The 23987-nt window shown below is 52.6% G+C and carries 20 protein-coding genes; 3 read left to right on the forward strand and 17 right to left on the reverse strand.

What is annotated here, in order from left to right; translation table 11 throughout:
* Positions 1 to 10: 10 nt before the first annotated feature.
* The 7 genes from OGY09_RS04055 to OGY09_RS04085 form a co-directional block, all read right to left on the reverse strand.
* The gene (locus OGY09_RS04055) at positions 11 to 2275 is read right to left on the reverse strand and encodes a ComEC family protein (protein ID WP_032942887.1); all 2265 of its coding nucleotides are present in this window, start codon (positions 2273 to 2275) and stop codon (positions 11 to 13) included.
* A gap of 206 nt (positions 2276 to 2481) precedes the next feature.
* Positions 2482 to 2766: an integration host factor subunit beta gene (gene ihfB, locus OGY09_RS04060; RefSeq protein ID WP_003035780.1), complete on the reverse strand. Its 285-nt coding sequence runs from the start codon at positions 2764 to 2766 to the stop codon at positions 2482 to 2484.
* A gap of 159 nt (positions 2767 to 2925) precedes the next feature.
* Positions 2926 to 4599: a 30S ribosomal protein S1 gene (rpsA, locus tag OGY09_RS04065; protein WP_003035776.1), complete on the reverse strand. Its 1674-nt coding sequence runs from the start codon at positions 4597 to 4599 to the stop codon at positions 2926 to 2928.
* A gap of 113 nt (positions 4600 to 4712) precedes the next feature.
* Complete coding sequence (cmk, locus tag OGY09_RS04070; protein ID WP_003831921.1) at positions 4713 to 5396, reverse strand: (d)CMP kinase; 684 nt, start codon at positions 5394 to 5396, stop codon at positions 4713 to 4715.
* A gap of 171 nt (positions 5397 to 5567) precedes the next feature.
* A complete protein-coding gene (gene aroA / locus OGY09_RS04075; protein ID WP_003831919.1) occupies positions 5568 to 6851 on the reverse strand; it encodes a 3-phosphoshikimate 1-carboxyvinyltransferase in 1284 nt (427 codons plus the stop codon).
* Between the two features lie 69 nt (positions 6852 to 6920).
* Positions 6921 to 8009 (reverse strand): 3-phosphoserine/phosphohydroxythreonine transaminase, encoded by a 1089-nt coding sequence (serC, locus tag OGY09_RS04080; protein WP_032942886.1) that lies wholly within the window; start codon positions 8007 to 8009, stop codon positions 6921 to 6923.
* A gap of 212 nt (positions 8010 to 8221) precedes the next feature.
* Complete coding sequence (locus OGY09_RS04085; protein WP_008784261.1) at positions 8222 to 8914, reverse strand: DUF421 domain-containing protein; 693 nt, start codon at positions 8912 to 8914, stop codon at positions 8222 to 8224.
* Between the two features lie 136 nt (positions 8915 to 9050).
* Between OGY09_RS04085 and ycaO the strand changes: the two genes are divergently transcribed.
* The 3 genes from ycaO to pflB all read left to right on the forward strand — a co-directional run bounded on the left by ycaO (position 9051) and on the right by pflB (position 14419).
* Complete coding sequence (gene ycaO, locus OGY09_RS04090; RefSeq protein WP_020996515.1) at positions 9051 to 10811, forward strand: 30S ribosomal protein S12 methylthiotransferase accessory factor YcaO; 1761 nt, start codon at positions 9051 to 9053, stop codon at positions 10809 to 10811.
* Between the two features lie 404 nt (positions 10812 to 11215).
* On the forward strand, positions 11216 to 12073 hold the full coding sequence (gene focA / locus OGY09_RS04095; protein WP_003831909.1) for a formate transporter FocA: 858 nt from the start codon (positions 11216 to 11218) through the stop codon (positions 12071 to 12073).
* A 63-nt stretch (positions 12074 to 12136) separates the two neighbouring features.
* Entirely contained in the window at positions 12137 to 14419 is a 2283-nt protein-coding gene (gene pflB, locus OGY09_RS04100; protein ID WP_003035753.1) for a formate C-acetyltransferase, read from the forward strand.
* A gap of 436 nt (positions 14420 to 14855) precedes the next feature.
* On the opposite strand, the gene OGY09_RS04105 is transcribed toward pflB, so the two are convergent.
* From OGY09_RS04105 to OGY09_RS04150, 10 genes are all read right to left on the reverse strand, one after another.
* Complete coding sequence (locus OGY09_RS04105) at positions 14856 to 15077, reverse strand: DNA-binding transcriptional regulator (RefSeq protein ID WP_047090157.1); 222 nt, start codon at positions 15075 to 15077, stop codon at positions 14856 to 14858.
* Positions 15078 to 15152: 75 nt separating this feature from the next.
* The gene (locus tag OGY09_RS04110; RefSeq protein WP_286589978.1) at positions 15153 to 16322 is read right to left on the reverse strand and encodes a phage late control D family protein; all 1170 of its coding nucleotides are present in this window, start codon (positions 16320 to 16322) and stop codon (positions 15153 to 15155) included.
* Positions 16319 to 16783 (reverse strand): phage tail protein, encoded by a 465-nt coding sequence (locus tag OGY09_RS04115; protein ID WP_286589980.1) that lies wholly within the window; start codon positions 16781 to 16783, stop codon positions 16319 to 16321. Before OGY09_RS04115 ends, OGY09_RS04110 begins: the two co-directional genes overlap by 4 nt.
* 13 nt (positions 16784 to 16796) lie before the next feature.
* Positions 16797 to 19238 carry a phage tail tape measure protein gene (locus OGY09_RS04120; protein ID WP_286589981.1) on the reverse strand — a complete coding sequence of 814 codons (2442 nt, stop codon included), beginning with the start codon at positions 19236 to 19238 and terminating at the stop codon, positions 16797 to 16799.
* Complete coding sequence (locus tag OGY09_RS04125; protein WP_306308100.1) at positions 19228 to 19386, reverse strand: GpE family phage tail protein; 159 nt, start codon at positions 19384 to 19386, stop codon at positions 19228 to 19230. Before OGY09_RS04125 ends, OGY09_RS04120 begins: the two co-directional genes overlap by 11 nt.
* Positions 19383 to 19697 carry a phage tail assembly protein gene (locus OGY09_RS04130; RefSeq protein WP_279267796.1) on the reverse strand — a complete coding sequence of 105 codons (315 nt, stop codon included), beginning with the start codon at positions 19695 to 19697 and terminating at the stop codon, positions 19383 to 19385. Before OGY09_RS04130 ends, OGY09_RS04125 begins: the two co-directional genes overlap by 4 nt.
* Before the next feature lie 53 nt (positions 19698 to 19750).
* Positions 19751 to 20269 (reverse strand): phage major tail tube protein, encoded by a 519-nt coding sequence (locus OGY09_RS04135; protein ID WP_286589984.1) that lies wholly within the window; start codon positions 20267 to 20269, stop codon positions 19751 to 19753.
* A 12-nt stretch (positions 20270 to 20281) separates the two neighbouring features.
* Positions 20282 to 21475 (reverse strand): phage tail sheath protein, encoded by a 1194-nt coding sequence (locus OGY09_RS04140; protein WP_286589987.1) that lies wholly within the window; start codon positions 21473 to 21475, stop codon positions 20282 to 20284.
* Positions 21476 to 21610: 135 nt separating this feature from the next.
* On the reverse strand, positions 21611 to 22147 hold the full coding sequence (locus tag OGY09_RS04145; RefSeq protein ID WP_286589989.1) for a tail fiber assembly protein: 537 nt from the start codon (positions 22145 to 22147) through the stop codon (positions 21611 to 21613).
* Positions 22148 to 22158: 11 nt separating this feature from the next.
* Positions 22159 to 23982 carry a phage tail-collar fiber domain-containing protein gene (locus OGY09_RS04150; RefSeq protein WP_286589990.1) on the reverse strand — a complete coding sequence of 608 codons (1824 nt, stop codon included), beginning with the start codon at positions 23980 to 23982 and terminating at the stop codon, positions 22159 to 22161.
* Positions 23983 to 23987: the final 5 nt, after the last annotated feature.

A 23987-nucleotide genomic window follows, 5' to 3' on the forward strand; every position in this document is an offset into this window, starting at 1 on the left:
GCCGCATATTCTACCCGTTATCCTCCGACACGCCAAACCACTGATGATACCAACGAGGTAAAATCTGATCCCGCATGCTGCGTATGCGCCAGTTTTTTTGATAAAAATCCAGCGTAATCTGTCCCTGATGGGGGGTATCCAGCCATTGATAATTTTGTTGCCGATAACGTTGCTTCACTTTCCAGGACGGCAGACGCCAGGCGTTGTAACGGGATGCAGAGGCGAGTGCGACCTGCCCGTCAACCCGCTGAATGAGTGCCAGTGATGATGAAGTATTGCTGCCATGATGTGGAACCTGCATCACCGTCGACTGAAGGTGCTGCCAATAGTGACTTAGCATTTTTTGTTCAGCAGGAGATTCGATATCGCCGGTCAGCAGAATACTCTGATATCCGTCATCGACCTTAACCACACAGGAGTGGTTATTCCCCTGGTCTGTATTTCCACGCACAGGCCAGTGCGCACTGAAGGTTAACCCTTGCCATTGCCAATGATCTCCGCGAAAACACGGGAGATGACCTTTCCAGCTCAGCGGACTTCTTACCCATAGCGACGGCCAGGCTTGTTGTAAGGAGTGCAACCCGCCGCGGTGATCCATGTGCTCATGGCTTAAAATAATTCCTTCTGGCTCCAGATTATGCCAACGCAACCAGGGAATAATCAGATGTTCTGCGCTATCGCCTTCAGGCCATGCCAGACCGGTATCGTAAAGCAACGCTTTCCCATTTCGCGCGATCACCATCGCCAGCCCCTGCCCGACATCCAGCATATGCACTTGCCACACATCAGTACGCGGTGCACGCCAAAGCGGCCCACTCAGCAAAAGGAGCACAGAGAAACAGACCACCGGTAGCGTACGCAAGATATTTAGTCGCCATGCGATAATCATCATTCCGGGTAAAAATGCGAGCCATTGCCAGCGTGCATCAATATTGATCCACCCTTCAGGCAGACTTCTGAGCCCCCAAAATAGCAGCGCCAGAGAACGATCCGCCAGATACCACAGGCTTGATTCAACCATCACCGTCCCGGCTAAATGCATGATCATGCCTGCTAATATCAAGGGTACGGAAACAAACGTGACCAAAGGGACGGCAAACAAATTAGCCAGAAACGAGGTCAGACTAAAACCGTGAAACATTGCGATTTGCACGGGAAGAAGCAGAAGCGTAATACCCAATTGCAGATGAGCCAGCGCCAGAAATTGACGTCCAGCACGCGACAGCGGCCAGTCCGGGAGCGGTACCCATTGGTACCAGAACAGCAGTGCCGCAACGGCAGATGCAGACAACCATAGGCTTTGCGAAAGAACAGCAACAGGATCCACCACCACGATGGCTGCCAGACAGCAGATCCAGACCGACCATCCACTCCACTGTCTGCCGCTAAGTCTCAGCGCCCCCCAGACTAGCAGCGCAACAACCGTTCGTAATGCCGGGGGTTGCAGCCCCGTCAGCCAGGCATAAAATGTGGCGCAGACAATCCCACCCACTAATGGCATCTGCCAGCAAATCCACCTTGTTGGCATAAAAAATTGTCCAGCACGTATCAATCCTGCGGTCAGTAATGCAGCAAACGCAATATGCAGCCCGGAGATAGCCATCAAATGAGCCGTGCCGGTATCACGCATAATCGTTTTCACCTCTTGTGACACAGACAAGCGCTCCCCCATTCCCAGACCCAGTATGACCTGCTGCCAGGGATAGTCGGTGAGTGCCGTTTTCAGCGAGGAGAGATACCGCGAACGCAAACTGCATTGTGGTGTGATTACCGAAGCCTGCAAGAATCGTCCCGTCAGCGGTTGATGCTGTGCCAATGCGTAACGCTGGCTATCAAATCCGCCTTCGTTTAATTGACCATGTACAGCGCGGACTTTCAACGTCATCGCCCATGTCTGACCCGCACAAACATCACCGGGTAAATACTGCCCGTACAAGACGATTCCTTGCGCAGGAAAGATTCGTTTCCCCTGAAGGTGAGTGATCTGGCCGTAGTGCGTTGTCATATTGTCAGTTCCGGTTATCCGCACAATGGCTTGCTGGGTTTTCGCAGGCAGCGTATTACCGGCCCACAGAGCCTCTTTCGCGGCCAGGATTCCCCAAAGAAAAAACAGCAGGGTTAGTCCGGCGGAACGCATATATTTGTAGGGGAGAAAACAGAGCAGACATGCCAGACAAAATACAATGCCGATACACAACATGCCTGGCAGCATAGGTAATAGCATGAGTGGGAGAATGCCGAGTAATGCGCAGATACTCACCGTTGTTATTTTCATCAATCACCTCCCTGTTACAGGGAGTGTGCAGTACTCTTCGACGGTTGTCTGGCATCAATTTATCGTTATACGACCTGAGTTCCGCAGACATTTAGTGATGGTTGTAACGTACAAATTAACTGGGATGAGGATTCCAGGATAGGTGGACAGAAATGAAAAAAGCACCCATTTGGGTGCTTTTCTCGGCGTTAAGTCTCGCTAAAAACTTAACCGTAAATATTGGCGCGATCGCGCAGTTCTTTACCTGGTTTAAAGTGCGGAACGTATTTCCCTTCCAGATCCACTTTATCGCCGGTCTTCGGATTACGTCCGGTGCGTGGTGCGCGGTAATGCAAAGAGAAGCTGCCGAAACCGCGGATTTCAATACGCTCGCCCTGCGCAAGAGTCGAGGCCATATGTTCCAGCATCTCTTTAACTGCATCTTCAACCGCTTTCGCGGGAATATGAGGTTGCTGGGTTGCAAGTCTTTCAATCAATTCTGACTTGGTCATGATTCCTCCGGTTCCTTAAAGGCATAATTAGCTGCTGCATTGATTAAGGGCGGCCGTAGCCGCCCTTTGTCATTGATTACAGGACGAATCCTGTAATCTGTCAAGCTACTCGTCACCCTTTGTGCCGTTAACAGCACAAAGGATTTAGAGCACTCGATATTACTCGCCTTTAGCTGCTTTGAAAGCTTCAGCCATTGCGTTGTTAGAGAAGTTAGCATCTTCCTGTTTGTTAACAGTTGCGATTGCATCTTTCTCATCAGCTTCGTCTTTAGCACGAACAGACAGGCTGATTGCACGGTTCTTACGATCAACGCCGGTGAATTTAGCTTCAACGTCGTCGCCTACGCTCAGAACCAGAGTTGCATCTTCAACGCGGTCACGTGAAGCTTCAGAAGCGCGCAGGTAACCTTCAACGCCGTCAGCCAGTTCTACGGTTGCGCCTTTAGCGTCAACTGCAGTGACTTTACCGTTTACGATTGCGCCTTTCTTGTTCAGTGCAACCCAGTTGTTGAACGGATCTTCTGCGAGCTGTTTAACGCCCAGAGAGATACGCTCACGCTCTGCGTCAACCTGCAGAACAACTGCTGCGATTTCGTCGCCTTTTTTGTATTCACGAACTGCTTCTTCGCCTGCAACGTTCCAGGAGATGTCAGACAGGTGAACCAGGCCGTCGATGCCGCCGTCCAGGCCGATGAAGATACCGAAGTCAGTGATAGACTTGATTTTACCTTCAACACGGTCACCCTTGTTGTGGGTTTCCGCGAACTGCTGCCATGGGTTGTTTTTGCACTGCTTCAGACCCAGGGAGATACGACGACGTTCTTCGTCGATATCCAGAACCATAACTTCCACTACATCGCCAACGTTAACAACTTTGGACGGGTGGATGTTTTTGTTGGTCCAATCCATTTCGGAAACGTGAACCAGGCCTTCAACGCCTTCTTCGATTTCAACGAAGCAGCCGTAGTCGGTCAGGTTGGTCACGCGACCAGTCAGTTTGGTACCTTCCGGATAACGCTTAGCGATAGCTACCCATGGATCTTCGCCCAGCTGTTTCAGGCCCAGAGATACACGAGTACGCTCGCGGTCGAACTTCAGCACTTTAACAGTGATTTCGTCGCCAACGTTTACGATTTCGCTCGGATGCTTAACGCGTTTCCATGCCATGTCGGTGATGTGCAGCAGGCCGTCAACGCCACCCAGATCAACGAATGCACCGTAGTCAGTGAGGTTCTTAACGATACCTTTAACTTCCATGCCTTCCTGCAGGTTTTCCAGCAGCTGATCGCGTTCTGCGCTGTTTTCGGATTCGATAACGGCACGACGGGAAACAACAACGTTGTTACGCTTCTGATCCAGCTTGATTACTTTGAATTCAAGCTCTTTGCCTTCCAGGTGCAGCGTGTCGCGGACCGGACGAACGTCTACCAGGGAACCCGGCAGGAACGCGCGAATACCATTCAGCTCAACAGTGAAGCCACCCTTGACTTTGCCATTGATAACACCAGTAACGGTTGCAGCTTCTTCGTAAGCTTTTTCCAGCGTGATCCAAGCTTCGTGACGTTTAGCTTTTTCACGGGACAGCAGGGTTTCACCGAAGCCGTCTTCTACTGCATCCAGAGCAACGTCAACTTCGTCACCAACCTGGATTTCCAGCTCGCCCTGGGCGTTTTTGAACTGCTCTGCCGGAATGGCGGACTCAGATTTCAGACCAGCGTCAACCAGTACTACGTCTTTGTCGATAGCAACAACAACACCACGAACGATGGAACCCGGACGGGTTTCGATTTCTTTTAAGGATTCTTCAAACAGTTGAGCAAAAGATTCAGTCATGTTTAATCTTCAGGTTTCATATTTAACGTCCACCTGGCTCCATGCCGGATGGGGTTGTTTAACATACCCGCTGTCAATCCATTGCAACGGGGGTACTGCAAATTCGGTCGCACTTAAGCGAGAGCCAGTTTTTGGCGCGCGTATTGTAACGCTTTTTCAATCACTTGCTCAATGCTTAATCGGGTTGAATCCAAAACTAAAGCATCAGCAGCGGGAACCAGCGGCGCTACAGCACGATTACGATCGCGATAATCGCGTTCTTCGATCTCGGCCAAAAGGCGTTCAAAGTTAACACTAAAGCCCTTCTCCTGCAACTGTAGCATACGTCTATGCGCACGTTCTTGCGAGGAGGCGTCCAGAAAAATTTTCACCGGCGCATCCGGGAACACCACGGTGCCCATATCACGTCCATCAGCAATCAGACCTGGGGATTCGCGAAATGCGCGTTGACGACGTAATAACGCTTCACGCACGCGGGGAAACGCCGCAACCTGAGAGGCGGCATTCGCTACTTCCTGAGTACGTATTTCACCGCTGACATCTTCACCTTCAAGAATGACTTCCAGGTTGCCGTCTGTTGAGATAAAACGCACATCAAGGTGTGAGGCAAGCGGTACCAGAGCATCTTCAGATGTGACATCAACATGGTGATGTAACGCTGCGAGCGCCAGTACGCGGTAGATCGCGCCTGAATCTAACAGATGCCACTGCAATGCTTCCGCCATTGCCTTGCACAAGGTGCCTTTACCTGCACCACTTGGGCCATCAATGGTAATAACCGGGGCAATTGCCGTCATCTTTTTCTCCTTAAACGGGCGTACATTAACGTGAACGCCGCGCATTATACGCGCCAACGCCAACGATCGTTATCTTTGTGTGAAAAATGCAGAATCATTGAAGCTGAGTGTAGAATAAATAGGCAATCGGAGATGTCAGAATGTGCCGCACCCGAAAGTGCGGCAATAAAATCAGGCAGATGTACTAATACGAGCCAACTGTTCGAAATAATCCGGGAAGGTTTTGGCGGTACATTTTGGGTCAAGAATGGTCACCGGCGTGTCAGACAGCGCCACCAGCGAGAAACACATCGCCATGCGGTGATCGTTGTAGGTCGCGATGTCCGCAAATTGCAATGTTGCAGGCGGGGTGATGCGGATAAAGTCATGCCCCTCTTCCACTTCCGCGCCCACTTTGCGTAACTCCGTCGCCATCGCGAACAGACGATCGGTCTCTTTGACGCGCCAGTTGTAGATATTACGTAATGTCGTGGTGCCTTTAGCGAACAGCGCCGCCGTTGCAATGGTCATCGCCGCATCAGGAATATGGTTCATATCCATATCCACTGCGTTCAACTCGCCGTGAGTACAGGCAATAAAATCGTCGCCCCATGTAATGGTTGCACCCATTTTCTCCAGTACATCGGCAAAACGAATATCACCCTGCATGCTGTTGCGGCCAATCCCGGTAACTTTTACCGTACCGCCTTTAATAGCACCCGCCGCAAGGAAATAGGAAGCGGAAGAAGCATCACCTTCAACCAGGTATGCACCCGGTGACTGATACTGCTGCTGCCCCTTCACGACAAAGCGCTGGTAGTTTTGATTTTCAATTTCAACACCAAACGTTTTCATCAGGTTCAGTGTGATATCAATGTAAGGTTTGGATACCAGATCACCTTTAATTGCTATCGTCGTATCCTGTGGCGCCAGCGGCGCAGTCATCAGCAACGCAGTGAGGAACTGGCTGGAAACGCTACCATCTACCTCAACCTGGCCTCCGGTAAAGCCACCGCGCAGACGTAAAGGTGGATAGTTTTCCTGCTCCAGATAGTCAATTTTGGCTCCGCCCTGGCGCAGCGCATCAACCAAATGGCCAATCGGGCGCTCTTTCATGCGCGGTTCGCCCGTCAGCACGATGTCATTGCTGCCCAGACATAGCGCTGCGGCCAGTGGGCGCATTGCGGTTCCGGCGTTGCCAAGGAACAGCTCAACTGCACCTTCTGCGTGCAACACACCGCCATTGCCAACTATCTCGCAGCGGGTACGATCGGCAGAAAGGGTATAGCTAATCCCTAACGCATTCAGAGCATTGAGCATATGGCGAACATCATCGCTGTCCAGCAGATTGGTCAGGACAGTGGTGCCATTGGCTAATGCAGCCAGCAGCAAAGCGCGGTTAGAAACACTTTTGGATCCAGGCAGATTGATGGTGCCATCCACCCGCGCAATGGGTTGTAACGTCAGGGATTCCATGAAACTCGACTCTCAAAAACAGACATAAAAACCCCACAGACGGGCTGTGGGGATGAAAAGTACAGCAGATTAGCCGCGGCGGCGTTCGAAATCGACCATGAAATCGGTCAGTGCTTTAACACCTTCAAGCGGCATGGCATTGTAGATGGACGCACGCATACCGCCGACCACACGATGCCCTTTCAGCGCGTGCAGGCCCGCAGCAAAAGACTCTTCAAGGAACAGTTTATCCAATGCGCTGTCAGCCAGCTGGAACGGGACGTTCATGCGTGAACGGTTGGATTTCGCCACATCGTTACGGTAGAAATCGCTGTTATCGATTACGCCGTAGAGCAATTCCGCTTTTTGCTGGTTAATTTTATCCATCGCATTAACACCGCCCTGCTTTTTCAGCCATTTAAAGACCAGGCCAGACAGATACCAGGCAAAGGTTGGCGGCGTATTGAACATGGAATCGTTGTCATTCAGCACGGTATAGTCGAGGATTGACGGGCATGAGACATGAGCTTTACCCAGCAAATCTTCACGGACGATGACAATCGTCAGACCGGCCGGGCCGATATTTTTCTGTGCCCCGGCATAAATTACGCCATAACGACTAACGTCAAGCGGTGCGGAAAGAATGGTAGAGGACAGATCCGCCGTGACCACAACGTTGCTGGCAAAATTCGGCGTTTCATCGATCGCAATGCCATCGATGGTTTCGTTCGGGCAATAGTGCAGGTATGCCGCGTTATCAGAAAGTTGCCATTCACTCATCGGCTTAACAGCACGCAGGCCGTCCACGGTGACTTTGGCATCAATAACGTTTGGCGTGCAGTATTTTTTCGCTTCTTTAATTGCGCTGGCGGCCCAATAACCGGCATCGACGTAATCCGCGGTGGTTTTATCGCCCAGAATATTTAACGGGATACCCGCGAACTGCCCGCGACCACCGCCATGGCAGAACAACACTTTATAGTTGGAGGGGATGCTGAGAAGATCGCGAAAATCCTGCTCCGCTTCCTCTGCGACCTGGATGAATTCTTTGCCACGGTGGCTAATTTCCATCACTGACGTGCCAAGACCGTTCCAGTCACAAAGATCCTGTTGAGCCAGTTTAAGTACTTCTGCCGGTAACATTGCCGGACCTGAACTAAAATTGAAGACCTGAGCCATTTCCCCTCACCACGTTGTGTTGTTGTCCAATCAACATCCTGTCATTGACGATAATCCGGTGACAGACATTGGTATAAGTTATTCCTGTGGATATCGGTTTTATCATTCAGTGACACGCGCCGCAATGGGTAAAACTGGCAAGGGTAAAAATGTGTCATCGGTCACACAACAGAATCTATCGGATTGACGGGTAAAAACCGAGATTTTTGCTGTCAGGTAACCCGTTTTGCCCGACTGGCCTTCGACCATTCTGGATTTGCACAGCGCGGACATAATTGATGATCTCCGGCCTTCATTTGCACCACTTCGCTACAACGTATGCAGGCATAGTCCCCTGCTTCAGGTATTACTTTAAATCGTTGCGTACAACGTTTAGGCAAAATACTGAGCCCCGGCTTTACGTCCTCATCGGCAAAGAAGTAGACGCTGATTTGCCCATTCGTCTCCAGAATAGCCAGTTTCACTTGTCCCAATTGCTCCACGCCGTTCAAACGCAGTTCCATAAAGAATTCAAATTCCGTCATATTGGCGCTATTGAGCTTTGACCATGCCAGCTCGCCGTCTTCAATGATCACGACGGGTTTGCCCTCCAGAAGGTCCTCCATTTTTTCACTATGCGCCATTAGCCACATTACCAGTCGATACAGCACAGCAAGAGTAATAAAGACCACCAGCACCGGCAGCATCGGAACATCGTCATAAAACGCCACGTCTCCCGCGGCGGAACCCAGCGTAAGGATGATAAGGACTTCAAAAAGCGACATCTGGCGTACGCCACGACGTCCGGTGATTTTTAAAAACAGAAAAACCAATATAAAGGTGTAAAGGCTGCGTAGCGCAACTTCCCCCAGAAAATCCATGGGCACCTTATCAAGCGCCATACGGTGTAAATCGAAAGCTTTCATTAATATGCTCTAAACGTGATTGGCTGTAAGAAAGCATAGCCAATGCTTTTATTTACGCATGGGCTCCGGCGACGATAGCGCCGTTCATTGAAAACCCGTATCATTGCGCGCTTTCCGTACGACAAAAGTGATTTTCATGACGCAAACATTTATCCCCGGCAAAGATGCCGCTCTGGAAGACTCCATCGCTCGCTTCCAGCAAAAATTGCTCGACCTCGGTTTTCAAATTGAAGAAGCTTCGTGGTTGAATCCCGTCCCTAACGTCTGGTCTGTACATATTCGCGACAAAGAATGCGCGCTGTGCTTCACCAACGGTAAAGGCGCGACAAAAAAAGCGGCGCTGGCTTCTGCGCTGGGCGAATACTTTGAGCGTCTGTCGACTAACTACTTCTTTGCAGATTTCTGGCTGGGCGAAACTATCGCCAATGGCCCCTTCGTACATTACCCGAACGAAAAATGGTTCCCGCTGACTGAAGAAGACGATGTTCCAGAAGGTTTACTGGATGCGCGTCTGCGTGCATTTTACGATCCAGATAACGAACTGACCGGCAGCATGCTTATCGATCTACAGTCTGGTAATGAAGAACGTGGCGTCTGTGGCCTGCCGTTTACCCGCCAGTCTGATAACCAGACCGTCTACATTCCGATGAATATTATCGGCAACCTGTATGTTTCTAACGGCATGTCTGCGGGTAACACACCTAACGAAGCTCGCGTTCAGGGTCTGTCTGAAGTCTTTGAGCGCCATGTGAAGAACCGTATTATCGCCGAAAGCATCAGCCTGCCGGAAATCCCGGCCGAGGTGATGGCGCGCTATCCGGCAGTGGTGGAGTCCATCGCCACACTGGAAGCGGAAGGTTTCCCAATTTTTGCCTACGATGGCTCGCTGGGCGGCAAGTATCCGGTGATTTGCGTTGTCCTGTTCAACCCGGCCAACGGTACCTGCTTTGCCTCCTTCGGCGCACACCCGGATTTCGGCGTTGCGCTGGAGCGTACCGTGACTGAACTGCTGCAGGGCCGTGGTCTGAAGGATCTTGATGTCTTCACCCCACCGACCTTCGACGATGAGGAAGTGGCAGAACATACCAACCTTGAAACTCACTTCATCGATTCCAGCGGTCTGATCTCCTGGGATCTGTTCAAGCAGGATGCCGACTATCCGTTCGTTGACTGGAATTTCTCCGGCACCACGGAAGAAGAGTTCGCCACCCTGATGGCCATCTTCAATGCTGAAGATAAAGAAGTGTATATCGCTGACTATGAGCACCTGGGCGTTTACGCGTGCCGCATTATTGTTCCGGGAATGTCTGACATCTATCCGGCAGAAGATCTGTGGTTAGCCAACAACGCTATGGGCACCCATCTGCGTGACACCATTCTCTCTCTGCCAGGCAGTGAGTGGGATAAAGAAGACTACCTCAATCTGATTGAACAGTTGGATGAAGAAGGTTTTGACGACTTCACCCGCGTGCGCGAGCTGCTCGGTCTGGCGACCGGTGCGGATAACGGTTGGTACACCCTGCGTATTGGCGAGCTTAAAGTGATGCTGGCGCTGGCCGGTGGCGATCTGGAGCAGGCCCTGGTGTGGACCGAATGGACGATGGAATTTAACGCCTCCGTCTTTAGCGCGGAACGTGCAAACTACTATCGCTGCCTGCAAACATTGTTGCTGCTGTCTCAGGAAGAAGACCGTCAGCCGCTGCAGTATCTGAACGCATTCGTCCGCATGTACGGCGCTGAGGCGGTTGAAGCGGCAAGTGCGGCACTGAGTGGTGAAGCGCCGTTTTATGGACTTCAGCCAGTAGACAGCGATCTGCACGCATTCCCGGCACATCAGTCTCTGCTGAAAGCCTATGAGAAATTGCAACGCGCGAAAGCGGCACACTGGTCAAAATAGTGACAAACAACTTGCCTCGAGTAGGCTAAATGTATTGTCTGAGCTATATTACGGGGCGCTTAAAGCGTCCCGTTTTTTATTTTGGTCAAACCAAAAAATAAATGTAAAAGCAAGGTTAAATATTAGTGGTTGATATTAAAAAAATTAGCTTATTAATGTGGTTTTTTATCTCAATTACTCCATTTTAATTAACCGTCCCATAGGAGGCTGAAAGAAAAAATTCAACTCACTTTATAATTTTTAAAATTTATTTTTATATGGATAATCAACATGTTACACCGTAATCGCATAAAAACCATGCGTCTTACGGGCCTATAAGCCAGGCGAGATATGATCTATATCAAATTCTCATCTATAATGCTTTGTTAGTATCTCGTCGCCGACTTAATAAAGAGAGAGTTAGTGTGAAAGCTGACAACCCTTTTGATCTTATTCTACCTGCTGCAATGGCCAAAGTTGCCGAAGAAGCAGGCGTCTATAAAGCAACGAAACATCCGCTTAAGACGTTCTATCTGGCAATTACTGCCGGTGTATTCATTTCAATTGCCTTTGTTTTCTATATCACCGCCACAACCGGCACTGGTACTATGCCTTTCGGCATGGCGAAATTAGTAGGTGGTATCTGCTTTTCCCTGGGGCTGATCCTTTGTGTTGTCTGCGGTGCAGACCTCTTCACTTCAACCGTACTGATCGTCGTTGCTAAAGCCAGTGGTCGTATTACCTGGGGTCAGTTAGCGAAAAACTGGCTTAACGTTTATGTCGGCAACCTGATTGGCGCCCTGATCTTTGTGTTACTCATGTGGCTTTCTGGCGAGTATATGACCGCCAACGGTGCATGGGGGCTCAACGTTCTGCAAACAGCCGACCACAAAGTGCACCATACTTTTGTTGAGGCAGTGAGCCTTGGTATCCTGGCTAACCTGATGGTGTGTCTGGCCGTATGGATGAGCTACTCAGGCCGCAGCCTGATGGACAAAGCGTTTATCATGGTATTACCGGTCGCAATGTTTGTTGCCAGCGGTTTTGAGCACAGTATCGCAAACATGTTTATGATCCCTATGGGTATTGTAATACGCGATTTCGCCACCCCGGAATTCTGGACCGCAGTTGGGTCTTCTCCGGAGAATTTTTCTCACCTGACCGTGATGAATTTCATCACCGATAACCTGATTCCGGTTACGATCGGTAACATTATCGGCGGCGGTTTGTTGGTCGGGTTGACATACTGGGTCATTTATCTGCGTGGTAACGATCATCATTAATCAATCTGTTGATGCCCATTACACGCAGTAAATAAAAAATCCACTTAAGAAGGTAGGTGTTACATGTCCGAGCTTAATGAAAAGTTAGCCACAGCCTGGGAAGGTTTTACCAAAGGTGATTGGCAGAATGAAGTAAACGTACGTGACTTCATTCAGAAAAACTACACTCCGTATGAGGGTGACGAGTCCTTCCTGGCTGGCGCAACTGATGCGACCACTGCACTGTGGGACAGCGTGATGGAAGGCGTTAAACAGGAAAACCGCACTCACGCGCCTGTTGACTTTGACACCTCCGTTGCTTCTACCATCACTTCTCACGACGCTGGCTACATCAACAAAGCGCTCGAGAAGATTGTTGGTCTGCAGACTGAAGCTCCGCTGAAACGTGCGATCATTCCGTTTGGCGGCATCAAAATGGTTGAAGGTTCCTGCAAAGCGTACAATCGCGAACTGGACCCGATGCTGAAAAAAATCTTCACCGAATACCGCAAAACCCACAACCAGGGCGTATTCGATGTTTACACCAAAGACATTCTGAACTGCCGTAAATCCGGTGTTCTGACTGGTCTGCCAGATGCGTATGGCCGTGGCCGTATCATCGGTGACTACCGTCGCGTTGCGCTGTACGGTATCGACTACCTGATGAAAGACAAATACGCTCAGTTCGTCTCTCTGCAGTCCGATCTGGAAAACGGCGTAAACCTGGAAGCAACTATCCGTCTGCGTGAAGAAATCGCTGAACAGCACCGCGCTCTGGGTCAGATCAAAGAAATGGCTGCTAAATATGGCTGTGATATCTCTGGTCCGGCTACCAACGCTCAGGAAGCTATCCAGTGGACTTACTTCGGCTACCTGGCCGCAGTTAAATCTCAGAACGGTGCAGCAATGTCCTTCGGTCGCGTATCCACCTTCCTGGATGCTTACATCGAACGTGACCTGAAAGCAGGCAAAATCACCGAGCAAGACGCACAGGAAATGATCGACCACCTGGTCATGAAACTGCGTATGGTTCGTTTCCTGCGTACTCCTGAATATGATGAACTGTTCTCCGGTGACCCGATTTGGGCAACTGAATCAATCGGTGGTATGGGCGTTGATGGCCGTACTCTGGTTACCAAAAACAGCTTCCGCTTCCTGAACACCCTGTACACCATGGGTCCTTCTCCGGAGCCGAACATCACTGTTCTGTGGTCTGAAAAACTGCCTCTGAACTTCAAGAAATTCGCCGCTAAAGTGTCCATCGACACCTCTTCTCTGCAGTACGAGAACGATGACCTGATGCGTCCGGACTTCAACAACGATGACTACGCTATCGCTTGCTGCGTAAGCCCGATGGTTGTTGGTAAACAAATGCAGTTCTTCGGTGCGCGTGCAAACCTGGCGAAAACCATGCTGTACGCAATCAACGGTGGCGTTGATGAAAAACTGAAAATGCAGGTTGGTCCTAAATCTGAACCGATCAAAGGCGACGTTCTGAACTTCGACGAAGTTATGGACCGCATGGATCACTTCATGGATTGGCTGGCTAAACAGTACGTCACCGCGCTGAACGTTATCCACTACATGCACGACAAGTACAGCTACGAAGCCTCTCTGATGGCGCTGCACGACCGTGACGTTATCCGCACCATGGCGTGTGGTATCGCTGGTCTGTCCGTTGCTGCTGACTCCCTGTCTGCAATCAAATATGCGAAAGTTAAACCGATTCGTGACGAAGACGGTCTGGCTATCGACTTCGAAATCGAAGGCGAATACCCGCAGTTTGGTAACAACGACTCTCGCGTTGATGACATGGCGGTTGACCTGGTAGAACGTTTCATGAAGAAAATTCAGAAACTGACTACTTATCGTAACGCTATCCCGACTCAGTCTGTTCTGACCATCACCTCTAACGTGGTTTATGGTAAGAAAACTGGTAACACCCCAGATGGTCGTCGTGCTGGCGCGCCGTTCGGACCGGGAGCTAACCCAATGCACGGTCGTGACCAGAAAGGTGCTGTTGCCTCTCTGACCTCCGTTGCTAAACTGCCGTTTGCTTACGCTAAAGATGGTATTTCTTACACCTTCTCTATCGTTCCGAACGCTCTGGGTAAAGACGACGAAGTTCGTAAGACCAACCTGGCTGGTCTGATGGATGGTTACTTCCACCACGAAGCGTCCATCGAAGGTGGTCAGCACCTGAACGTGAACGTCATGAACCGCGAAATGCTGCTGGATGCGATGGAACATCCGGAAAAATATCCGCAGCTGACCATCCGCGTTTCTGGCTACGCAGTACGTTTTAACTCCCTGACTAAAGAACAGCAGCAGGACGTTATTACTCGTACCTTCACTCAGACCATGTAATTGGTTTTGACTGAAATCGTACTTTAAAAAGCGTACAATAAAGGCTCCACGTAAGTGGGGCCTTTTTAATAGCCTGCTTTGTCAGCTATCTATACTTATATACTCGATGGATTTCGAGTTGCATTGAGGCGGCAACGGAGTGAATCCCCTGGAGCGTACAGAAGTACGTGACTGGGGTGAGCGAAGGAAGCTAACAAAGATGCAGCTTGAAAGACGAAAAGTATGGATAGCAGCCAAAACAGACTCGACACAGTTAATAACTGTGCACTAACACTGGCCCCGGATGGGCCACACCTGGAGAAACACCGCAATGTCAGTTATTGGTGACATTTCTCAATAGATAACACAATGAAATAAAAGGATTTATTTCTAGTCACGTCCACACATTGACCACATCGAAAGAGAAAGCCCCGCAATTGCGGGGCTTTTTTTTGGCTCACAGCCAGGGCATTTGATGCTGACCGGTCATCGTCGGGTGCGGTGGAGCCGGTACGACTTCCCCCGGCGAAACGATGAAACGCTCAACGGTTTCAGTCGTGACAAAAGTACAACTGCAGTTGATGTTTGTGCACTGATGATACCGCTCTTTTGTGGTGTCAGAAAAATAGCGACTCGTGCGGGCATGGGCGGCGTAATGGCATTTCGGGCAGTGAAACATGATGAGCACCTCTGAGCGTTTTCAATACAGTAATTTTACTCATTTTAATCTTATAAAACAAACACATATAACAAATTACTGCACTATTTCTTCGCTCTCATACTCCACATCAGAAACCTTAACCTCAAGCTCTAAGCCCGTCGTGAAGCCGCTCCCGTTAAGGCTGTGCACCACACGGCTTATTATCCATGCCTGCTCGTCTATCACGCGCTTAAAGCCTTTCACGGCCACCGGCGTTTCAGGAAATAAATCAGCCCGGCCAGTGGCAAGCGTAATCGAAAACTCCGCCACGCCTCGCTGTATCCTGTCCCACTTTGCCTGAGCCGCGCGCATGGCCTGCGCCTTTGTGGCAAAGATGGTCGTGAGCTCAAGAACATTGTCAGACTCTCCGGCCATGTACTCACCTTCCCGCGCTTCCTGCGCCTTTTTCTCTCTGGCCTTTGTCGATGTTTTAGCGGCTTTCGGGTGCTGCAGCGTGCGCAGGTGCTGCTCTTTGGGTTTACGTTTGAGCTTTACCTTTTGCTTTTGTGGTTTCGGGTCTCTGGTGTGTAGCCATTTCGCCGTCACGCCGGTGTAAGCCTCCCGGTCTGCAATGGCGAACTGATGGCGGTCGCCGTCGCCACGCTCGACGGTCATTTGGGGGATCGGCTTACCACTGGCCGTCATCGCACTACCGGCTTTCAGGAATAATAACTTCCCGGCTTTCACCGACACGGATGCACCGTTTCGCTCAGCAAGCCGGGACAAAAACGCCGCGTCGGATTCCTGCGTCTGGTCGATATGGGGAATGGCGATGGCTTTCAGGGCGTCAGCAACACTGGCCGTCAGCTTATTACGCTGCGCGATGGTCTCAACAATCACCCCGAGCGTGGTGTCATGCCATGACTGCTCGCGCCGCGAGTTCAGCGTCCCGCGAAAATCGGCGCTGCGCCCCCGGATGGTCAGCGTATCAGGCGCGCCCCGGTGCTCGATTTCATCAACCGTGAAACTCCCCTTGTTGACCAGTGCGGATCCCTGCCAGCCCAGCCACAGCGTCAGCGATGCCCCGCGCGGTGGCAGCTCGACCAGCCCGTCGGTATCATCGAGCGCAATATCAAGCTGGTCAGCCTCAAATCCGCGATTGTCGGTCATGGTCAGGCCGATGAGCCGGTCGCTGAAATTCTGCGTGATATCCGCCCCGTCCAGCGTGAGCATATACGCGGGCGCAACCCGCGCCCCGGCCTGAATATTCATTCCCGTTATCATCCTGCCAGCCCTCCCGCCCATTCACTGGCTGACGTGACCAGATTATCCGCCTGTGTTTTCAGGTCGCCATACATGGCCGCGAGCGACTCGTCGACACGTTTCAGGGACAAAGTGAACTCGATTTTTCTCGCTGCACCGTCGCTGAAAAGCTCGGTGTGGTTATGAGTCACTTTATCGATAACGTACATCCCGTGGATCATGCCGGTTCCGTCAACCAGCGGCCACGCACGCCCCTCGTCGGCCATCAGCTCAATGGCCTGCAGCGACAGCCGCCCGCCGGTGATTTCAGGGTAAAGCGTCCCCGACAGGGTGCGCGAGGTCTCCCCCTCCCCGAGAAACTGATAAGCCGGTCGCCTGCCGATACGGTCATTGGACACCCACCGGTAGTCCTTCGAATACTGCATCGACTGATGCGGCAGGGTGCGCCGTTCAAACACAAAAAAGCCCAGCACCATTAACATTTTGCCCCCTCTCTCAGTCGAGTCTCATGTTGGATCGTTGACGCGCGCGCTTTTCACGGTCAAGTTTGTCGACGGCGTCGCGGAGCTGGCGGTCAAGGTCTCCACCCGGCGCAACGCCACCCTGCAGGGTGATGTTGTATTCGCTTTTGCTCTGGTCGATATAAGAGCGACCTGCAGGCGCAGTGACCGGCTGATACGCCTGATACCCGCCATAACTCGCTGTCGCAGGGATATACCCGCCACCCGGTGAAGCCTTATCCGCGTTGGCTGCAGTCTGGTCGAAGTCGGTCGATTCTTTTTTGATAACACCGAGTTTCTCCAGCAGCCAGTCAACCTTGCCGCTCAGGCTGTTAAACAGATTGAGCGGCGTCATCAGCGCATCAGCCAGCGCCTGACCAAACGCCACGCCGACATTTTTGCAACTGTCGAGCGTGTCCTGCGTGGCTTTCACCGGTGCAAGCAGGTCTTTAAACCACTGGCAGACAACGTCCAGCTTTTCCGCAATGGCATCAAACACCGGCGCAAGCGGGGTAAACATCGCCCCCACCGGGGCAAAGGCAGCTTTCAGCCCCTCCACCACCCCCGAGAAAAATGCGCCAATCGGCTCCCAGTATTTACGGATGAGCAGCGCCCCGGCCACCACCGCCCCGGCAACCGCCAGCACCGGCAGGCTGATTGCGCCAATGGCCGTGACAATCGCGCCGCCGACCGTACTGAAAACCACCCCGAGCACGCCAGCTGCCGCAATGATGGCATTTATCCCCATCACCACCGGCCAGGCAATCAGGCCAATCCCGCCCATCACCCCGATCAGCGCCAGCGCGCCCCCGGCGACCACGCCGAGGGTGGTCGCCAGCCCCTTATTTTTCTGGATCCAGCCGTCAAGTCTGAGCACGTACTGCGTGGCCGTCTGCGTCAGCTTACGCAGTGAGCCCTCCTGCTGGTCAAACAGGTCAGTCCCGACCGCCTCATAGGCTGACTGAAATTCTTTGAAGTCGCCGCCGAGGTTATCCTGCATAACCTTAACCAGTTCCTCGGTTTTACCGTCCGAGACTTTAAACGCGGCGGTGAGCTTATCGAGCTTGCCGGTTGAGGCCGCCGTCATCAGCACGGCGGCCGCCGAGCTGGCTTCCTCCCCGAAAATGGTTTTCATGTATTCGGCGCGCTGACCCGTCCCGAGATTATTTTTCTCAAAACTGCGCTGCATTTCTTTCAGGATGGAAAATATCGGACGCGTGTTGCCCTTGCTGTCGGAGGTTTTCACCCCGAGCTCTTTGATGGCGTCATAGGCTTTGCCGGTCGGCGCCTGCAGGCGACTCATGACCGCACGGCTTCCCGTACCCGCCATAGAGCCGGTGATTTTTGAATCATGCAGCGCCCCCACCATCGCGGCGGTTTCCTCGATACTCACCCCGGCATTTTTCGCCACCGGCGCGGCATAGGTCAGCGCATCGCTCATCCCGTCAAAATCGGCGGCGGTTTTGTTCATCGTCATCGAGAGAACATCACCAATATGCGCGACCTTGTCATTTGAGAGCTGAAACGCTGATTTCATCCCGGTCAGCAGCGCGGCGTTCTCTTCCATCGTGCGCCTGTTGGACAGCGCCATATTCAGCGTGACCGGCGTCGCCGCCTGAATGGCCGCCGCATCCCCGCCACTTTTGGCGATAATAATCTGCGCCCCCGCCGCATCATCGGCAGAGGCCGCCGTATTGTCCCCGAGCTGGCGCGCCTGTTTGCGCAGCGCCTGCATTTCGGGTGACTGTTTGTCGACACCGAGCACCGCCTGCAGCTCTGAGTTCTTCTGCGCAAATTCATAGCCCGGCATCAGCAGTTTAACCCCGGCCATCGCTCCCGCCGTCGCAATACCGACACCGGCAGCGCCCGCCGCCGCCGCGTTACCGGCCAGTGATTTACCGGCCTGATACCGTTCTTTCACCCGGCTTAACTTCGCCTGCTGTGCGCTGACTTTCGCCAGTGCCTCACGCTGACGGTTGAGCTGCGCGGTGGTTTCACTGATACGGGATTTAAGCCCCCGCTCATCATTTGCCAGATTGCGGGTATTAATCCCCGCCGCACCGAGCTCGCGCTGCTGGCGCTTTACCGACTCCGTGAGGCTGTTGTATTTCGTCTGCAGCCCTTCGGCGGCACGCTTCGCGGATTCAAACACCTGCGCCTGTGCGCGTGTCGGTCGCTCCGTATTTTTAAACTGCGTGGCGAGTGCTTCGGCTTCCTGTTTCGCTTTATCAAGCGCGTGACCGGTCACGGCAAGCTGTGCGCTGGCTTTTCGGAATCCGTCGATACGGGATGCCTGCGCATTCAGCTCGCGCAGGCTTTTCTGTGACGTGCGGATATCACCGGACAGGGATTTACTGGCGTTCTGAATCGCTTTGAGCGGGCGGCTCGCCCGGTCGACGGCATTCAGCAGCACCTCGATTCTGACGTTATTGCTCATGATGGTTTCCGCTTCGTTGCAGCGCCTTGTCGCGCCATGTCAGGAGTTCGGTCACGCTCAGGGAATGTAACTCTGATGGCGGCCAGTGAAAAATCACCGCGATATCCGCCATCAGGTCATCGACCGACAGGTTTTTCGGAAAGGTCAGCGACCCGAAGCAGGTGACAAAAAACCGACCACCTTACCGGCCAGCGAAATCAGGTCAGACGCATCGAGACGCGTGACCTCGTGCTCGGTCAGTGCGGGATACGTCATGCGTGGCAGCACTTTAATCAGCGCATCAACGTCGGAATTCGCCAGCGAGGCCAGCGACACCCCGCGCAGGGTTCCGGCATTCGGTTTGGTCAGCGTGACCTGTTCAATTTTCTGCTCACCGCGTATCAGCGGGGTATCAAAAATCACCACATTCGGATTGACGGTTTCAGTGTCAGCAACGGCAGTTTCATTGATATTTTTCATGGGTATTCTCATCAGGAAAAGGGACCGGCCAGCCTCACTGACCGGTTAAGGGATTACAGGCCAATCGCCCGGCGGTGCTCCGCCAGACGGTCGACGCCGTCGACTTTCAGCACCATGTTAACAACGTCAATCTCAATGACTTCGCGGCTATCAATCGTGAGCTGGTAATAGGCGCACTCGGTCGACATTTTGGTCGTGCCGCTTTCGCCCTGCTTGTTCTCACCACCGTCATATTCTTTGTGACGGCCACGCATCACTACCTCGACGGCAGAAATCGCGCCGGTGTCATCACGCTGGAAAGAGCCGGTAAAGCGCAGCGGCACACTGTCAGCGCCCGGCGAGGCATACTGCGCCCACAGTTCAACGTCAGGCAGACCGCCGAGCGTCCACTCCAGCGACAGCGCGTCGTCATCGAGGCCGAGGTCAACCGACACCGCGCCCGGCATCCCGCCGCCGCGATATTTCTCCAGCTTGCGGGTCAGCTTTGGCAGGGTGACGGACTCAACAACGCCCATGTAGCTGAGTCCATCGTTGAACATATTCAGGTATTTAAGTTTGCGGGGTAACGCCATGTTCCTGACTCCTTAGCTGTTGACCGCATCCGACAGGTTCGCCAGATAGGTATCGGTGATGCGCTGGCGCAGGGTCAGGTTTTCCAGCGGCGGGACGGGGGTGTAGTCGTAATCGATATACAGTTTCCCGACTTTCAGGGTCGCGGTCTCGTTCGACTCCGGGTCATACCAGCAGGAGCCGTCAACGATATACCCGTTATTTTTCAGCTCGCGGAATTTGGCATTGATACCCGATACGATGTCGCGAATGAGGGTCGGGGTAATGGGTTTATCCATCGCCCACGCATGCGCCTCCGCCATCGTGTCGGCCAGTACCTGCGCGGTGCGGGTGTAGTTCTCATACAGGAAAAGCGGGTCATCCGAGCAGGTGCGGTTTCCCCAGAATTTGAAACCGTCATTGCGGATAAGCGTGGTGACACCGGCCTTGTTAAGCAGGTTGGCGTCGGTCGCGGGCTCCTGCAAATCCCATGACACCGAGGCGCTGACGCCGGTGACGCCATTCACGCCGACGTTTGACAGGGTTTTATGCCAGCCGACGGTCTGGTCAATTTTGGCACGCAGGCCGAGTGCGCGCGCCGTTGCCCAGGCTGTCGCAGTCTCATTCGCCGTGGTGTCCCATGCCAGAAAATCAGGGAAGATAACCATCAGCTCGCGCTGGCTGAAATTCTCGCGGTAGTCGATGGCGTCAGAAATGGTTTTGCAGCCCCACGCGCTGACATAGCCAAAGGCGCGCAGGCTCTGGCAGGTTGACGCGAGCGCCGTCGCCACTTCCTGTGAGTCCAGACCCGGCACGCCGAGAATGCGCGGCTTCACGCCGGTGACGGTCTGCGCCGTCAGCAGCGCTTTCAGGCCGGTGTATTTGCCGTTTTCATCTGTCGTGCCGATGATGTTGGAAATAGTTTGTTTCTTCCCGGTCTCCGGGTCGTCCAGGTCTTCTGCGCCTTCGGCCACGCGCACGGCCACAATAACCGGCTTACACTGGTCAGCGATGGCCTGCAGGGATGCCGACAGGGTCCCCTTTTTGCCCGCCTTGCCGATAGCGCTTTGCACGTTAGTAATGAGCACCGGCTCATTGAGGGGAAACATGTTCTCGTCAGCATCGCTGGCCGTGCAGACCATGCCGATGATGGCCGTTGAGACGGTGGAAATGGTGCGCACGCCATCGTTAATCTCGATGACCTCTACGCCATGATGAAAATCACTCATCCGTTTAACTCCGTGGTTAAGGGTGAGTGTATTTTCTGTTGTGTGGTGGTGGCGGGCTATTTGTCAGGGTTGGATAAGGTCTGACACAACCGGAGGCAGGAAAGCGCGGGCAACCGCCCGCCTGAGTGATACCGGTTATGCGGGCAGTTCCGGCCATGTGATATCGGGGGCATCTTCGGGTTTGACCCTGCTGAGCATGACCCGATATTTTTTCCATTCATTAAGCGCGGTCGCTTCGTCTTCCGTTGCCATATCCAGATCAACGGCATCCTGCAGGGGGGCAATAGCCGATGTTGCATGTGACAAACGCGACAGTTTTTCGCCTTCAGCCTTAGCTGTTTGCTCTTTTTGAGAGTACAGGCGAGGGGTAATTTCACCGTCAATAAATTGCCACGTATTGTCATCAGTAAGTGTTTCGGGAATCATGCTGAGACTCATCTCAACAACCGAACAACCGTAAGGTACTAATGTTGAAACATCGGTTGAATAACCAACAATAACATTGCTGTTGTCATAAACAATTTTCATTGTGTCTGGCCCGAACCCTGCCTGAGCGTCGTACCAATCCACTCCGTCTTGAGAACGCAGAAACAGCGCTGAGAACTCAGCATTCAACTCTACGTTTTCTTCCGACTCAGGTGTATATTCAGTAAAATTTTTTAAATGAATCATTGTTCCATTCCTTACACACGTCCAATGGTCAGCCAGGTCCCGTTGACGTTCTTCTGTAACCACGTGTATTTCAGTATTTCGTTGTTATCCCAGTCGCCGTTGACGATAGCACCAATCACCACACCACCTGCGGGGGCCTGGGTGTTGGCATGCGACCCTACATTCAGATTCATAATCCCTGACTGGCGGATATCCTGGATAAAACGTGCATTGCTTTCAGCTTTTGTATAAGCCTGACCTGCTGGTGTGAAACTCCCTTTGGGTTGAAAGGTTGCGTTAAGATAATCCCGCAACCAACCACCCCACATAGTGCCATATACGTTACCGTCAGTTGCCAGACGTGCCGAACCGTTACCCGCCTGAATTTCACCCGTGGCAATGCAATTACCGTTAACTTTTAACGGTTTCAGGCTTTCAACGATGCTGCTAATAAACCGCATAACAAGCGCTGAGTTTGCATAAACATTCAGGATCCCATCGCCTTCCTGTTTGAAGCCGGTGTCACTGTCACCTAAAACGATTGAGTGACCACCGAGGCCGTTCGCCGTTCCAATTCCCAACGGACCATTAAGCGTGCCGCCGGTAATTGGTAGCGCACCTACCTCAACTGCACTGGGCTTATTTTGGGTGTTGTATTCACGCGCCCACGGCGTCCATCCACCTGTGCTGTATTTACTTCGGGACCAGATTCGTGAACTGTTGTAAGTCCGATAAACCTGAGTTACTCCAGCGCTTCTCAGAACCATCAGAGAACCCGCATTATTCTCCGGGTAATTCAGTGCTGCACTGGTATTAACGTTCGCATCCTGGGCATACAGTCCCGGCGTCTGATAGCTGTCAAGATTCTGGTTTGCACCAATCATCACGACCTGCCCGTCAAAAATATCCTGCGAGGTGATGCTGATATCACCGGTAAGCGCCTTTCCGTTTACTTTTCGCCCGGACGGCACGCGGCCATTCGCATTATCATTCGCGGCTTTTACTGCCTTTGGGGTGGCGGCAAGCAACTCAGACTCACTGTCGGTGGCGCTGCTGAGTTTCACAATACCTTTCTGCGCCGTGGTCGCGTCCTGAGCCGTATATTTACCACTGGCAAGGTCATACGCCGCCTTGACCGCTTTCGGCGTCGCTGCGAGCGTCTCAGACGTGCTGTCGGTCGCGCTGCTGAGTTTAACGATACCTTTCTGCGCTGTGCTCGCGTCCTGAGCCGTATATTTACCACTGGCAAGGTCATGAGCCGCCTTAACCGCTTTCGGCGTTGCGGCGAGCGCCTCAGACGTGCTGTCGGTCGCGCTGCTGAGCTGCACAAAGCCTTTTTCTTTCAGCGTGGCGTCAGGATGGTTGCGGGACCGCTCATGCTCAGCCAGTTTGTCGTCAACATAACCCTGCGTGGCCATCACCGTTGTCGCATCAATGGACAGTGCCACCGAGGCGATACTGCTGACAATAATCACCATGCGACAGGTCTGCGCACGCCCCGAGCCCTCCGCCAGCTCCGGCTTGTAGCTCTCCGCCATATTGGCAACGGCAATCAGCGTGCCTGCGTCATCATACAGACCCAGCTCACGCATCCAGAAGCCGCCCACCTCGGGAGGAATGACCAGCTCAGCCACGATATAGTTTCTATTTTTGTTATCCTGGCTGATTTTATTCAGCGCATGACGCCAGACTTCATTGATGAGTTTTACCTGACCGGCGTTCGGCTCCGACAGCGCGCCGCCACCATCGCCGACGGCCATCGCGGTAAGGTTCACTTTTTTACCACCCGGCATCGTGGCCGCCGCCAGTTTTGCAGCACCGGCAGTGGTGATAATTGTTTTAAATTTCGTGCTCATTATTC

The sequence above is a fragment of the Citrobacter sp. Cpo071 genome, assembly GCF_030332765.1.
In the GTDB taxonomy this organism is placed as follows: Bacteria; Pseudomonadota; Gammaproteobacteria; order Enterobacterales; family Enterobacteriaceae; genus Citrobacter; species Citrobacter portucalensis.

Coding starts and splice junctions, on each gene's coding strand:
- OGY09_RS04130 (WP_279267796.1), bottom strand. CDS start 19,697: ATGAAAAATATCAATGAAACTGCCGTTGCTGACACTGAAACCGTCAAT.
- pflB (WP_003035753.1), top strand. CDS start 12,137: ATGTCCGAGCTTAATGAAAAGTTAGCCACAGCCTGGGAAGGTTTTACC.
- OGY09_RS04150 (WP_286589990.1), bottom strand. CDS start 23,982: ATGAGCACGAAATTTAAAACAATTATCACCACTGCCGGTGCTGCAAAA.
- OGY09_RS04140 (WP_286589987.1), bottom strand. CDS start 21,475: ATGAGTGATTTTCATCATGGCGTAGAGGTCATCGAGATTAACGATGGC.
- OGY09_RS04085 (WP_008784261.1), bottom strand. CDS start 8,914: ATGAAAGCTTTCGATTTACACCGTATGGCGCTTGATAAGGTGCCCATG.
- serC (WP_032942886.1), bottom strand. CDS start 8,009: ATGGCTCAGGTCTTCAATTTTAGTTCAGGTCCGGCAATGTTACCGGCA.
- ihfB (WP_003035780.1), bottom strand. CDS start 2,766: ATGACCAAGTCAGAATTGATTGAAAGACTTGCAACCCAGCAACCTCAT.
- rpsA (WP_003035776.1), bottom strand. CDS start 4,599: ATGACTGAATCTTTTGCTCAACTGTTTGAAGAATCCTTAAAAGAAATC.
- OGY09_RS04105 (WP_047090157.1), bottom strand. CDS start 15,077: ATGTTTCACTGCCCGAAATGCCATTACGCCGCCCATGCCCGCACGAGT.
- cmk (WP_003831921.1), bottom strand. CDS start 5,396: ATGACGGCAATTGCCCCGGTTATTACCATTGATGGCCCAAGTGGTGCA.
- aroA (WP_003831919.1), bottom strand. CDS start 6,851: ATGGAATCCCTGACGTTACAACCCATTGCGCGGGTGGATGGCACCATC.
- OGY09_RS04115 (WP_286589980.1), bottom strand. CDS start 16,783: ATGTTAATGGTGCTGGGCTTTTTTGTGTTTGAACGGCGCACCCTGCCG.
- OGY09_RS04135 (WP_286589984.1), bottom strand. CDS start 20,269: ATGGCGTTACCCCGCAAACTTAAATACCTGAATATGTTCAACGATGGA.
- OGY09_RS04145 (WP_286589989.1), bottom strand. CDS start 22,147: ATGATTCATTTAAAAAATTTTACTGAATATACACCTGAGTCGGAAGAA.
- OGY09_RS04120 (WP_286589981.1), bottom strand. CDS start 19,238: ATGAGCAATAACGTCAGAATCGAGGTGCTGCTGAATGCCGTCGACCGG.
- OGY09_RS04110 (WP_286589978.1), bottom strand. CDS start 16,322: ATGATAACGGGAATGAATATTCAGGCCGGGGCGCGGGTTGCGCCCGCG.
- ycaO (WP_020996515.1), top strand. CDS start 9,051: ATGACGCAAACATTTATCCCCGGCAAAGATGCCGCTCTGGAAGACTCC.
- OGY09_RS04055 (WP_032942887.1), bottom strand. CDS start 2,275: ATGAAAATAACAACGGTGAGTATCTGCGCATTACTCGGCATTCTCCCA.